This is a genomic window from Microvirga sp. KLBC 81 (assembly GCF_003075415.1).
In the GTDB taxonomy this organism is placed as follows: Bacteria; Pseudomonadota; Alphaproteobacteria; order Rhizobiales; family Beijerinckiaceae; genus Microvirga.
This window is the reverse complement of record NZ_QDAH01000029.1, coordinates 31,361-44,651: the sequence shown is the minus strand read 5'-3', so window position 1 is coordinate 44,651 and position 13,291 is coordinate 31,361. Positions and strand designations below refer to the sequence as shown.

Annotated in this window: 10 protein-coding genes; 4 read left to right on the top strand and 6 right to left on the bottom strand. The window is 63.6% G+C overall.

The features are described from left to right. Positions 1–10 precede the first annotated feature (10 nt). Both DC522_RS17820 and DC522_RS17815 read left to right on the top strand, forming a co-directional pair. Positions 11–1,471 carry an FAD-binding oxidoreductase gene (locus DC522_RS17820; RefSeq protein ID WP_116530020.1) on the top strand — a complete coding sequence of 487 codons (1,461 nt, stop codon included), beginning with the start codon at positions 11–13 and terminating at the stop codon, positions 1,469–1,471. 5 nt (positions 1,472–1,476) lie between these two features. Next, positions 1,477–2,403, top strand: a complete 927-nt coding sequence (locus tag DC522_RS17815) for a sugar kinase (RefSeq protein ID WP_116530019.1) — start codon at positions 1,477–1,479, stop codon at positions 2,401–2,403. A 162-nt stretch (positions 2,404–2,565) separates the two neighbouring features. Here the strand turns inward: DC522_RS17815 and DC522_RS17810 are convergent, their stop codons facing one another. Both DC522_RS17810 and DC522_RS17800 read right to left on the bottom strand, forming a co-directional pair. Continuing rightward, a complete protein-coding gene (locus DC522_RS17810; RefSeq protein ID WP_116530018.1) occupies positions 2,566–3,246 on the bottom strand; it encodes a DUF4142 domain-containing protein in 681 nt (226 codons plus the stop codon). A 284-nt stretch (positions 3,247–3,530) separates the two neighbouring features. Further along, positions 3,531–4,445, bottom strand: a complete 915-nt coding sequence (locus DC522_RS17800; protein ID WP_116530016.1) for a metallophosphoesterase — start codon at positions 4,443–4,445, stop codon at positions 3,531–3,533. Between the two features lie 627 nt (positions 4,446–5,072). Here DC522_RS17800 and DC522_RS17795 point away from each other — a divergent pair. After that, on the top strand, positions 5,073–5,555 hold the full coding sequence (locus tag DC522_RS17795; RefSeq protein WP_116530015.1) for an NUDIX domain-containing protein: 483 nt from the start codon (positions 5,073–5,075) through the stop codon (positions 5,553–5,555). 272 nt (positions 5,556–5,827) lie between these two features. Further along, a complete protein-coding gene (locus DC522_RS17790; RefSeq protein ID WP_116530014.1) occupies positions 5,828–6,337 on the top strand; it encodes a GNAT family N-acetyltransferase in 510 nt (169 codons plus the stop codon). Here DC522_RS17790 and DC522_RS17785 read toward each other — a convergent pair whose 3' ends face one another. The 4 genes from DC522_RS17785 to DC522_RS17770 are packed head-to-tail and all read right to left on the bottom strand — an operon-like array spanning position 6,338 to position 13,190. Further along, positions 6,338–8,410, bottom strand: a complete 2,073-nt coding sequence (locus DC522_RS17785; RefSeq protein ID WP_116530044.1) for a hypothetical protein — start codon at positions 8,408–8,410, stop codon at positions 6,338–6,340. It abuts the gene before it with no gap. A 17-nt stretch (positions 8,411–8,427) separates the two neighbouring features. Beyond that, positions 8,428–11,232 (bottom strand): DUF4159 domain-containing protein, encoded by a 2,805-nt coding sequence (locus tag DC522_RS17780; RefSeq protein ID WP_116530013.1) that lies wholly within the window; start codon positions 11,230–11,232, stop codon positions 8,428–8,430. A 3-nt stretch (positions 11,233–11,235) separates the two neighbouring features. Next, complete coding sequence (locus DC522_RS17775; protein ID WP_116530012.1) at positions 11,236–12,162, bottom strand: DUF58 domain-containing protein; 927 nt, start codon at positions 12,160–12,162, stop codon at positions 11,236–11,238. A gap of 11 nt (positions 12,163–12,173) precedes the next feature. Further along, positions 12,174–13,190 (bottom strand): MoxR family ATPase, encoded by a 1,017-nt coding sequence (locus DC522_RS17770; protein ID WP_116530011.1) that lies wholly within the window; start codon positions 13,188–13,190, stop codon positions 12,174–12,176. Positions 13,191–13,291: the final 101 nt, after the last annotated feature.

Genomic DNA, 13,291 nt, shown 5'->3' with positions numbered 1-13,291 from the left:
AGGAACGACAATGACCGCAAACGGCAGCACTGGTACGGCTCTCATTGAAACCCTGACGGCACGGCTCGGAGAGGCCTATGTGCTGACGGCGGCAAGCGATATCGACAGCCACCTCACCGAGTCGCGCGGGCTTTATCGGGGCGAGGCTCTGGCCGTGGTGCGGCCTAAGGATCGTGACGAAGTTGCATTCGTCCTGCAGGAATGCGCAAAGGCCAGCGTGCCTGTGGTGCCGCAAGGCGGCAATACGGGTCTCGTCGGCGGCGGCGTTCCTTATGGTGGCGTCGTGCTGTCGCTCACCCGTCTCGACCGAATCCGTGAGATCGATCCGGTGAATGCTACGATGACAGTCGAGGCCGGCTGCATTCTCAAGACCGTGCAGGATGCAGCGAGCGACGCTGGTTACCTCTTCCCACTGTCCTTGGCCTCGGAAGGCTCGTGCCGCATCGGCGGCAATCTAGCCACCAATGCCGGCGGCACCGCCGTTCTACGCTACGGCAACATGCGCGACCTGACGCTCGGCCTCGAAGTGGTGCTGGCCGATGGGCGTGTCTGGGATGGTTTGAAGGGTCTTCGCAAGGACAACACGGGCTACGACCTGAAAGATCTCTTCATCGGGTCTGAGGGCACGCTCGGCGTCATCACGGCAGCCGTACTGAAGCTCTTTCCCAAACCGCATGCACGCGTCACCGCGTTCATCGGTTGCGCCTCGCCTTACGATGCGCTCAAAGTGTTCCAGCGTCTGCGCGAGGCGGCAGGCGACCAGCTCACGGCATTCGAGTACATGCCTGAGTTCGGGATCGAGATCGTTCTCAAGCACATGCCGGGTTCGGTGCGACCGCTTGCCGAGAAGCACAATTCCTATGCATTGATCGAGCTGTCGTCACCGCAGAAGGATGCGGACCTGCAAAGCCAGCTCGAAGCCGTTCTCGGCGAAGCCTTCGAGGAAGGCTTGGTGCAGGATGCGGTGCTGGGTTCCAGCGAGGCGCAGAGCCAGGCGCTCTGGGGGCTGCGCGAGCATCTCTCCGAGGTCCAGCGCATGGAAGGCGGGTCGATCAAGCACGATGTGGCTGTGCCCGTCTCACGTGTGGCCGAGTTCATCGATGTGGCGACCAGGGCCTGCGAGGCGGAGATGCCGGGTGTGCGTGTATGCGCGTTCGGCCATTTCGGTGACGGCAACATTCACTTCAATCTGTCGCAGCCGGTGGGCATGGATAAGGCCGAGTATCTTAGCGGATGGGAGCGCTTCAACCGCATCGTGCACGATATCGTGCACAGCATGAACGGTTCGATCTCCGCCGAGCACGGCATCGGCCTCATCAAGCGCGATGAGCTGGTTCACTACAAGGATGCGGTGGCGATCGACCTCATGCACAGCCTCAAGCGCGCACTCGATCCGCAGAACATCCTCAATCCCGGCAAGGTCGTGGCGGTTGGAGACGACCTCCCGGCGGCGTTTCCCAAGGTAGGATAAGGCCCATGAAGAGCATCGACCTGCTCGCCTTCGGCGAGCCGCTGATGGAATTCGCGGAGGTGCAGCGCGATGGTGAGCGCCTCTATCTTCCAGGCTTTGGTGGCGACGTTTCCAACGCCGCCGTTGCCGCAGCGCGCCAGGGCGCGAAAGCGGCGATCTTCACCGCACTGGGGCGCGATTTCTTCGGGCAGGATTTTCTCGATCTCTGGCGCCGCGAAGGCATCGATTCCTCATCCGTCATTTCACGCAAGGATGGGCGAACGGGAGCATACTTCATCAGCTACGGCGTGGACGGGCACGTGTTCTCTTATGCCCGTGCAGGATCAGCGGCAAGCCTGATCACTGTTGATGAGCTGCCGCTGATCCAGATTGCGTCCGCGCGCATCCTGCACGCATCGGGCATCACGCAGGCCATCTCGGAAAGCTGCACCGATGCGGTGTTCGCCGCGATCAACCATGCGAAGGCAAACGGAACGGTCGTGAGCTATGACACCAACCTTCGTCTGAAGCTCTGGCCGCTGGAGCGCGCCCGGGCGATCATTCATGGCGCGGCTGCCATGTCCGACATTCTTCTGCCCGGTCTGGACGACGCGCGCCAGCTCACAGGGCTGGAAAGTCCTGAAGAGATCTGTGCGTTCTACCTCAATCTCGGCTGTGGCGTAGTTGCACTGACCATGGGCAAGAACGGCACGATGGTGGCTACAAAAGAGCAGCGGGAGGTGATCGCGGCAAAGCCTGTCGAGGCTGTCGACGCGACAGGTGCAGGCGACACATTCGACGGAGCGTTCCTCGCTGAGTGGCTCCTGCATCGCGACCCGTTCCGCGCAGCGGCTTACGCCAATGCGGCTGCCGCCTTGTCGACCTTGGGCAAGGGTGCCGTCGCGCCCATGCCTCACCGCGCTGAAGTCGAGCGTTTTCTTCAAGGCGCATGAAAACGGCGGGCCCATAGGACCCGCCGCCACATCTTCAAAACTGTAAGGTCGCTTGGCGCATCGTGCGGAATAGTGGATCCGGCTTTCCGCAAAGAACGATGCGCTACTCACAGACAGTGAGCCTCGATCCCAAAAGTGGACTCCACTTGTGGGATCGATGCCTTAGCGGCGACGGCTCACTGAGCCGCCGGGAAGACGACGCGTGTCTGCCATGTGCTGCTCGATATGCGGCACCACGGAAGCCGCGAACTGGCGCAGGGAAGGATCGCCGCCTGCCTGAGCGTAGTTGGCGTGCAGGGCCAGCGCTTCCTGATGACCCATGCGCTGATACTGACCGTAGAGACGGTCGAACTGCGCGCCGGAGGTGGAGGCGAGCTGGTTCAGCATGGCCGTCTTTTCGGGGCTGAGCGGAACGCCAATGCGGACCGGCGTGATCGATCCCGTGGACTGCACTTCGGCTGCCGCGCCTGCAGTGGTGCCTGCCGCTGCGCCGACGCCAGCGCCCACAGCCGCGCCGACAGGGCCGCCGATCAGAGCGCCGATGCCAGCACCGGCCAGCGTGCCGCCGAGCGAGCCGGCGATGAATTCACCGGAAGCCGTGTAGACGGGGCGACCGCCATTCAGAGCCTGGCTGGTCTGAGCATGTGCCTGGATCATTTCCTGAGCGAAGCGGCGCACGGTGGGGTTGCGCGATCGCTGGAGGGCGAGCTGGCTCGAGGCAATCTCGAATGCATCGGATTGGGCCGCCATCATGCGATAACTCTGGCTATCCATGACCGTCTGCGCAAAAGCCGGTGCGGAAATGGATGCAAGCAGGGCTACGGGAACAACATGCTTCTTCATGAGGTAACTCCTGTGTCTGGGAGCGCAGGACACCGCGCGAAGCCCGCCAGGCTTGCTAAGTTCATGGGTGGCTGCTGCACCCCTTCAACGAGGAGCGATCTGAGCGGTTCCAGAAAAGGAAATACGTGTCGTTCACACTCAAGTCCTGGATCTCTGCTAGGCTTGAAGCGTGAGCAGATTCCTCGGCCGTGCAGGTCGCCTGCGGCATCTCACGCACTTGAACGTCCAAGCCGAGCTTGGCCGCAAAATCCTTCACCTTCTGCGAGCTTGCTGGAACGGTGCGTTCATGGACGGGCCTCGGATTGTCTGATGCGGGCAAGGGACAGCATCCCCATGCCCCCGACCGTACCGTCAGGCTTCAACCCTCGCAGCTCGGCCGTGAGCAGGAAGCCCGTTTCATCGCGATCGATCGTGAAGAGGTGATAGCCCGCCTTGTGCGTGAGCGTTCCTCCACGCGCGGAAGCGGAAGGGGCTCCGACAATCGGAACAGGCCCGCGCGGCCCGTCAATGTGAGCGAGCGAGCCCACGTGATTATGTCCGTGAAGAATGAGCTCTGCGCCGACACGCCTGATCATGCCCTCGAAACGCTTGGCGTCGGTCAGATTACGTCCAGCTTCGGCCCCGCCGACGTGGGGCGGATGGTGAATGAGGACGATGCGGAAGCAGAAGGGATCTTTCCCCAACTCAGCCAGCATTGCCTCCGTATCCTTCGTTTGCTTCGACCCCACACGCCCGGTGGCCACGAAGGGAAGCGTAGGAATGGCAGAGGACAGGCCGATCATGGCTATCTTCCCATACCGACGAAGATAGGGAAACACAGCCTCGCGTCCATCGTCACCGCGCGTCCACGGAGCGATCCTCTTCAGCAAGCCTTCGAGCGAGCCGCGCACATAGGCATCGTGATTGCCCGGCACGAACGTGACACGCGACGGATCGCCGAGGCTCTGCATGAATATGCGCGATGTCTCCCATTCATCAGGAAGGCCGATATTGCAGGTGTCGCCCGTGCAGGTGATGTGGTCTGGCTTCTGCGCGTGAATGTCGGCGACGAGTTCGGCCAGCAGCTCCATGTCGTGCAGGTCCTGACGGCTGCGATGCCAGTTGTACCAGCCGGTCAGGCGCTTGCTCAGCAGTTGCTTCAAGCGGGGCCGGGGGAGGGGCCCCACATGAGGGTCCGTGAGATGGGCAATGCGAAACATGATGGCCTAGGACAGGTGAACGGACGAGAGTTCGCCCGCCCCACGTGCGCCGTCAAGCGTTGCCGATGAAGATACCGGCGAGAAGCACCGGAGCGATCGCTGCCATTATGGAACCGTGCAGCCGCAGGGAATCGCGGCCCGTCCTCGGCCATACCTTCGAAGATCTTTGGGGAAGAGGGAAAGTCGGCGCGAAGGCAGTCCGCGAAATGCCGGTCATTCGCGAGCCTTCCCTTCGCTGACGGTGGCGAGCGAAAAGACTTCGCACTCAATCAGTTCAGATACTGACCTTATGGCCCCTCAAAGAGGCTCGGTCTGGGGGAGGGCGTGGCCGACATCCAAGCCACTCGGAGCTTGGATGTCGGAAGTTCAAAGCCTTAGTACTGGGCGCCCGGGATCAGGGTCGAGTAGATCGAACGGTCCTCAAGGTTGAGGGCCGGGGACCAGGAGAAGCGGGCGGTACGGTTGATACGGGACAGGATCAGGGTCAGAAACATTGGAACACCTTTGGCTGGCCCTGTGTTAGACCTTAGTAGGGTGTAGGTCACGCGCTATTCCCATGGATCAGCTATGCATGGGATGAATGTCTCCGTTCATTTTCCTGTAATCTTCCCATGATCTATTCAGCAAATGTCTGACTCAACGCCAAAGAGCAAAGCTGCCCGCTTCGTGACCTGGGGGTTGCATACCTATTGGCGCTTTTCCCGAGGCATGACCCTGGGCGTCCGTGCCGTGGTGCTCGACGGGCAGAACCGGGTCTTTCTCATCCGGCATACCTACGTGCCGGGCTGGCACCTTCCCGGTGGTGGCGTGGAAACGGGGGAGGCGGCGCTCGATGCACTGACCCGCGAGCTGCGCGAGGAAGCCTGCATCTCCATCGACAAGCCGCCGGTCCTGGCAGGTGTTTTCTTCAACCATCGGAGCTCGCGGCGCGACCACGTGCTGGTCTATGTGATCCGGAACTTCAGCGTCCTGGAAGAAAAGAAGCCTGACCGGGAGATCGCTGAGGCTGGGTTCTTCCCGCTCGATCAATTGCCAGAGGGCACGACGGCGGCAACCCGCCAGCGCCTTGCCGAAATCCTCGAAGGGCAGCCTCCCTCCACCACTTGGTAAGAGAGTAGGGTTTGCGTGGCGTGCCCGACGCTGATAGAGCATCGATCCCAAAAGTGGACTTGCACTTTTGGGATCGATCCGATGCTCATTCTCTGTGAGTAGCGCATCGTCCGATGCGGAAAACCGGGTCCACCTTTCCGCACGACGCGCTATGGCCAGGACCATAGAAGGAAATGCCCCGCCCATGACCATCATCCGGATTCAGCGACGACGACAGGGCTGATTTCATTGTCCAGCCGCCTTTGATTGTCGTCTTGAACCTTGAGTCCGTCATGACCGAGCTTTCCCTTCTCATCCGTTCCGAGCAACCCGTCGATGCCGAGGCTATCGAGCGCCTCCATGAGCGCGCCTTCGGCCCGGGCCGCTATGCCCGCACCGCCTCCCGTTTGCGGGAGGGCGCAGGCCATCTGCTCGATCTCTCTTTCACGGCCATGGTAGGCACGCTGCTGGTCGGCTCCGTGCGCCTGACTCCGGTGATGGCAGGCGAGGAGCCCGCTTTGATGCTGGGTCCGCTGACCGTCGAGCCGGCCTTTGAGAACAGAGGCATCGGCGCTGCCCTCATGCGCCGCTCGCTGGAGGCCGCGAACTCCAAGGGGCACACTCTGGTGCTCCTCGTGGGCGATGAGCCATATTACAGCCGCTTCGGCTTCAAGCATGTTCCGCCGCAGCAATTGCAATTGCCGGGCCCAGTCAATCCTGCCCGCTTCCTCGCCCTAGAGCTGGAGGATGGAGCGCTCTCCCGCGCCAAGGGGATCGTCACGCCTCTTCCGAAAGAGGCGTGATCAGGCCCTGCGGCGGCCTTCCGTCAACCAAGCCGCGAGTGTCGCGCCGATCAAAAGCGCGAGGCCGACGAAGCCGAGTGCCAGCGGGAAGACGGAGACGCCGCGCACGATGGCGCTCTCACTGGGCCTCAGGCCGATCCAATCGCCTCCGGAGAAGCGCGATCCGGAATGCACCACAAGGATGCGGGGCACCGTGATGCTCTGGTCGCCCTCCATAGCCACGCGCCGCACGGAGCCGCCGGTCGCTTCCGCGATGGGGGTGAGCGCCTCCGTGTTGCTGAACACGTCCATCAGCTCGCGCGGGTTGGCGGGGCCGATGCTCACGAAGGCGATGAACTCGCCGGAGCGCACCGTGTGAAGGCCGAGTTCCTTGCCTTCGACCTCGGCCGTGAACAGACCGGGCCGGCTTTCGGTGAGGGGAATGCTGCTCTCCGCGCCGCTCGGCGTCACGAGGGTTACGGGCGCTGCCGTGTCCTCCATCGTCTGCCGCTCAATGCGGATGGTGCGGCCCGAAGCCGATGCGCGAAGCGCTTCCTCCTCCAGGGCCGGCTCTTTCATGAGCCAGTGCGCCAAGCGGCGCAGCAGGTCGAGATGCGGGCCGCCATCCTGATAGCCGCGCGCCCAAAGCCAAGCATGATCGGAGAGAAGCAGCGCAACACGGCCCTTCTCCTCGCGCCGCAGCACGAGCAACGGAAGATCGTTCGCACCCGACATCAGCGTTGCACCCGATTGCACGTCGGAGCCGATGATGCGCAGCCACTCGCCCCAGGAGGGAGGCGATGTTTCGGAACCCGGCAAATCTCGCGTCACAGGATGGCGATTGCCGGTATCGGTGATGCTGGCCTTATAGGGCTGCTCCACAATGCGGCCGTTGGGGATGCCGGGAATGACTGGTGAAAGACGCGTCTGCGCAAGGCTGCCATAGCTTGCGAATTCCGGGCCCGCCGCCACGAGGATCGCGCCGCCTTCGCGCACATAGCGCACGATGTTTTCGAAATAGCTCGAAGGCAGGATGCTCTGGTTCGCGTAGCGGTCGAAGATGATCAGGTCAAAGTCCTTGATCTTCTGCTGGAAAAGCTCGCGCGTCGGGAAGGCAATCAGCGACAATTCGTTGATCGGCGTGCCGTCCTGCTTCTCCGGCGGACGAAGAATGGTGAAGTGCACGAGGTCCACGTTGGCGTCCGACTTCAGCAGATTGCGCCACGTGCGCTCACCCGCATGAGGCTCGCCGGAGACGAGGAGCACGCGCAGCTTCTCGCGAATGCCTTCGACGGGCACGACGGCGCGGTTATTCGCCTGCGTCAGCTCGTTGGGTAAGCCTTCCACCTCGAGCTCGACCACATTCGTGCCGCCATGCTCGATCTGCACCTGCAGCGAGAATGGCGTATCGGAGCGCACCTGCTGACGCGAAAGAACCTGTCCATCCCTGCGAAGCGTGACGACAGCCGAGCCTGTGCCGCCGCGCTCCATCACCTGTGCGCGGATGGTCTGCTCCTTGCCGACGATGCCGAAACGCGGAGCTTCGAGCAGCTTGATCTGCCGGTCGCGCTCATCGGGCCTGCCTGTAACGAGGGCATGCAGAGGGGCGCGGAAACCAAGCGCGTCGATGGAGGGCGGGATATCGTGCACCACGCCGTCCGTGACGAAGATCACACCTGCCAGACGATCCGGCGGGACATCAGCCAGGCCGTTCGAGAGGGCAGCGAACAGGCGCGTTCCTTCATCGCCTCCGCTGTCATCCGCCTGAATGTAGCGCGGCTCCACATCGGCGAGCGAGCCGAAGCGCCGCTCAAGTTCCGCTCTCACCTGATCCGTCATGGCGGCACGGTCGCCGAGCGTCTGTGAGGTCGAACGGTCGGCGACGACGGCCACGATGTCCTTCACCTTCTCGCGCTCTTCCTGCACAAGGGACGGATTGGCGAGAGCAAGAAGCACGAGCGCCAGCGCAATGGCCCGGAGGATCGCCACAGGCCCGCGTGAGATGATAGCAAGGATCGCAAGCAGCGTGGCAATAGCACCGACAATCCAGAGCGCATAGCTTGGAATGAGGGGCGAGAAGCTGATCGAAAGCACGGATAACATGGCTCGCCTTACTGCCCCAGCCGCTCGAGCAGCGCAGGCACATGCACCTGGTCGGCCTTGTAGTTGCCGGTGAGTGAGTACATCACGATGTTGATGCCACTGCGGTAAGCCATCTCACGCTGGCGCTGATCGCTGCCGACAACAGGGAAAAGGTATTCTCCGCGCGCACCGACCGCCCAAGCGGCGGCCAGATCGTTGGAGGTGATGATGATCGGCGACACGCTGTCACCCGAGCGGGCAGGGCGGTTCTCCTCGCCCTCCGCCTGAGGCGGCAGGGCCTCGACCCAGGTCTGGCCCGTGGCGTAGCGGCCGGGGAAGGACTCGAGAATATAGAACGTCTTCGTCAGCACGTGATCCGTCGGCACGGGCTCGAGCTCAGGGATGTCGAGGGTGGCCAACATACGGCGCAGATACTGGCCCTCTGCGCTCACTGCTCCATCGGGACGGTTATTGAAGGCGTCGCGCGTATCGAAGATCACCGTGCCTCCCCCTTTCATGAAGGCATCGAGCTTACGGATCGCCGCTTCCGACGGCATGGGCCGCGTAGCGACGATGGGCCAGTAGATCAGCGGATAGAAGGCGACTTCATCGCGCGACGGATCGATGCCGATGGGATCGCCGGGCGTCAGCGCCGTGCGCTGCGACAGAACCTGCGTCAGCCCCAGAAGGCCGGCCCTGCTCGCCTCATCGACACCCGCATCGCCGGTGATCACGTAAGCCAAGCGCGTCACGAGTGCCGGGCTCGCGCTCTCGTCAAACCGGCGCGGCCCAAGGTCCTGCGCTCTCGTATCGAAGGCGGAGGTGAAGAGCATCATCAATGCGAGAAGGACGGAGGCTGCCGCGCCGGCTTTGCGCAAGCGTCCTGAAAGATTTGCGAGATGGCCGCCGAGCCACAGCGAAGCCAGCGTATCAGCAAGAAGCAGGATGAGAGCGAGCATGAAGAGAGGCATGCGCAGATCGATGGTTTGAGCGCCCGCCAGCGGTGCGACCCGTGCGCTGAGCGGGGCGATGTTGAGCGGTGTGAGCTTGTCGTCCGGCAGAAGCGCATTCACCGCGAGACTTGAATCGGCGGGGCCATAGAAGCCTGGCGGATGCTCTCTTGTCGCGCGCTCTGTGTAATTGCGAGCCACGGCACGGGCATTCGCAGGTGGTGTTGTGAACACGCCGTGGCCATCGAGGGTTAGGCGCGGAGCAACGGTTTCATTCTCGGCGTTGCGCGCCTCTGCGTTCACATCGCTCGGCGCGCCAGCGAGAGCCGTGATCCGACGCAGCATGTCGACGAAGAGGCCCGAGAGCGGCAGGTTCGACCAGGTGGTGTCCGCGGTCACATGGAAGAGAACGACGAGGCCGTCGCCACGCTTGTCTGCTGTTACGATGGGCGTTCCATCTGCCAGCGAGGCCCAGGTCCGCGAGGGCAGATCGCCATCGGGCTCGGCGAGGATCTGGCGGCGGATGCCGATCTCTTCCGGAACTTTTAGGCCAAAGAAGGGGCTCTCGCGCGTGAAAGGCGCGAAGGTCTTCGGCGTATCCCATGAGAGGGATCCGCCGAGGCTGCGCCCACCGCGGCGCAGGCGGACCGGCACGAGTTCATCATTGCCCGCAGCCAAACGAGAACCCGCAAAGCGGAGCAGCAATCCGCCCTGTTCGACGAAGGCTGTCACCTTGCCGAGCGTTTCGCGGTCGAGGCCACCCACATCGGCGAGCACGAGTATGGACACCTGCTCCTCGATGAGCTGGTTCACTGCATCGGCCACGCCGCCGCGACCCATGCGGATTTCCGAATAGGGCGAGAGGGCACGCTCGATGTAATAGAGCGGTGAGAGAAGCGGCTGCGTTTGGTCGGCGGTGCCGCCGAAGACGAGACCGACCCGGCGGCGCTTGCCGCGCTCGTCGAGCAGGTTCACCGCGCCGGCGGAACTCTCGCCGAGGATTTCGATGCGGGCGATGGCGTTTCTGATCTCCGTGGGAAGATCGAAGGCAACAGTGGTTTCGGTGGCGTTCGCGTCGAAGGTGAAGCGCATGTCGGCGAGCGGCAGGTTTTTCAGATCGAGCGCTCGCAGCGTGCCGGAATCGCGCCCGTTGGGTTCGGCCCTCACCACCCGTGCGTTCAAACGTCCGCCGGCATTCTCCACGCCTGCGACCGCAAGCGTGGAGGCGCGCTCGGATTTGAGCACCGTGATCCGCCGACCGTCCGCCATCTGTGCCAAGCCGTCGATGAAGCCCTGTCCATCAACGCCGGCGACCCCGTCACTGATCCAAACGATCTGTGCATCAGGCGTGCTTTCCAGAAACCGCCGGATGGATTCGAGGTGAGCTGCGCGATCCTGCAGATGCGGTTGCGGCTTCAGGGAGCGCAGACGTTCCAGGGTGGCTCCGGGGTTCGACAATTCGATAGCGGAAACCTGCTCCGCCGTGGCGACAAGGGCAACGGTGCGTCCATCTCGGCCAGCCGCCTCGATGCGCTCGGAGGCAAGATTCATTCGATCTCGCCAGTCATGCGCGGCGGCAAGGCCATTATCCATGACGATGAGGAGCGGCGCGCGGCTGTTGTCCTCAGCCAGCGGATTCCAGATCGGCCCTGCGGCAGCGATAATGAGAAAGGCCGCGAGCAGCAGGCGCATGAGCAGAAGCCACCAGGGCGTGCGGGCCGGCGTCTCCTGCTCAGGTCGCAGATCGGCGAGAATCTTGAGCGGTGGGAAATCCACGCGCTTGGGCTGCGGCGGTGTGATGCGCAGAAGCAGCCAGATTGCCGGCAAGGCGGCAAGCGCCGTCAGGACGAGCGGAACGGTGAAGGTGAGAGGGAGGCCCAGCATGATCTAGCGCCCTCCCACCGCCGCGCCGCGAGAGGCCGACACCAGGGTCATGAGGCGCAAAGCCACCTCGCTGGCCGGTCTGTCGGTGCGGTGAATCGTGAAGGTCCACCCCCGGCGGCGCGTCAGTTCCTGCAGCTCGGCCCGGTGCGCGTCGATCCGTTCGCGGTAGGCACGCCCCCAGGCTTCGGCATCGCCGATGCGAAGAGAAAGACCATCCTCCAGGTCGTGAAGGACAGCTTGGCCCTGGAACGGGAAGGTCTCCTCAACAGGATCGACGATCATCAGGAGATGACCGCGGGCACCGCGTGAGGAGATGCCTTCCACGGTGGCTGCGATGTCGCGCACGGGCGAGAGGAAATCGCTGATCAGAATGGCCTCATGCTGAGGCGCAATGGGAGCACCGGGCGGCAAATCCTCTTCAAGGGAAGCGCGGTCCGCCACCAGGGTCTGCGCCATGGTCTCGGCGATCTGCCGTGTCGCGCGCGGCGCCATGAGGCCGAGCATGCCGATCCGCTCTCCTGCCTCCACGAAACAGTCGGCCAGAGCAAATCCCAGCACGATGGCGCGCTCGATCTTGGGAGCTTGCGCGAGCTCTGAGGCATAGCCCATCGAGGCGGAGCGATCGATCCAGATCCAGAGGGTCTGCGCCGTTTCCCATTCGCGCTCGCGCACATAGAGCCGGTCGTCGCGGCCGGAGCGGCGCCAGTCGATGCGTTGTGCGGCCTCGCCCGCCACGAAGGGACGGAACTGCCAGAAACTTTCGCCAACGCCCGCGCGCCTGCGGCCGTGGATGCCGTGGGCGAGGTTCGCGGCCACCCGCCTTGCCTCCAGGACGAGGCGGGGCATGCGGCGAGCAAGCGACAGAGCGCTCTCTGTTTCCTGACGCCCCGGCGAGCGGGCGCTATCGGGAAGGACCCGGACACGGGCCATGACTGCGATCCTTAACCTGCCAGCCGCGCGGTGAGACGGCCGATGACACTCGAGAGCGTCTCTCCATCGGCACGGGCGGAGAAGGTGAGCGCCATGCGGTGCTTGAGAACGGGCTCGGCCAGCGCCATCACGTCAGCAATCGAGGGCGCAACGCGCCCCTCAATGAGCGCTCTCGCGCGCACGGCCAGCATCAATGCCTGGCTGGCGCGGGGGCCGGGGCCCCAGAGAATCCTGTCGGTGACGCCATCGACAGCCTCTCCCTCGGGACGGGCGGAGCGGACGAGATCGAGGATCGCTTCGACCACGCTCTCACCCACCGGCAGGCGTCGCACGAGGCGTTGGGCGTTCATGAGCGCTTCGGCGTTCATTACGGCAACAGGCTTGTGATCCTCCGCGCCAGTGGTCTCGATCAGGATGCGCCGCTCGGCCTCGCGCGTCGGATAGTTCACGTCGATCTGCAGCAGGAAACGGTCGAGCTGTGCCTCGGGGAGGGGATAGGTGCCTTCCTGCTCGATGGGGTTCTGCGTGGCCAGTACGTGGAAGGGCTGGGGCAGATCATGCCGTTCGCCGCCCACGGACACATGATGCTCCTGCATGGCCTGGAGCAGGGCGGATTGGGTGCGCGGACTCGCGCGGTTGATCTCGTCCGCCATGAGGAGCTGGGTGAAAACCGGGCCTTTTACGAAGCGGAAGGAGCGGCGACGGTCGGCGCCCTCGTCGAGGATCTCGGACCCGAGGATGTCGGAGGGCATCAGATCGGGGGTGAACTGGATGCGGCGGGCATCCAAGCCCAGAACGGTGCCCAGCGTTTCCACGAGCTTGGTCTTCGCAAGGCCCGGGACGCCCACGAGCAGGCCGTGACCGCCCGCAAGCAGGGTGATCAGGGTCTGATCGACCACGTCTTCCTGGCCGAAGATGACGGTGTGAATGGCCTCCCTGGCGCGCCCGACAGTCTCAAGCGTCGCCTCCGCGTTACGGATGATCGCGTCGTCCAGGGCGGTGGGCGCTTGAGACATGCTGGCCGTCATGAGGTCATTCTCCCTCTCGTTGCATAAGCCCCCAAACACCTAGTCTGCCTTCGATCCCTATGGAGTGGCAAGGGTCGATCAGCCGCAGCGGGCGACCGGAG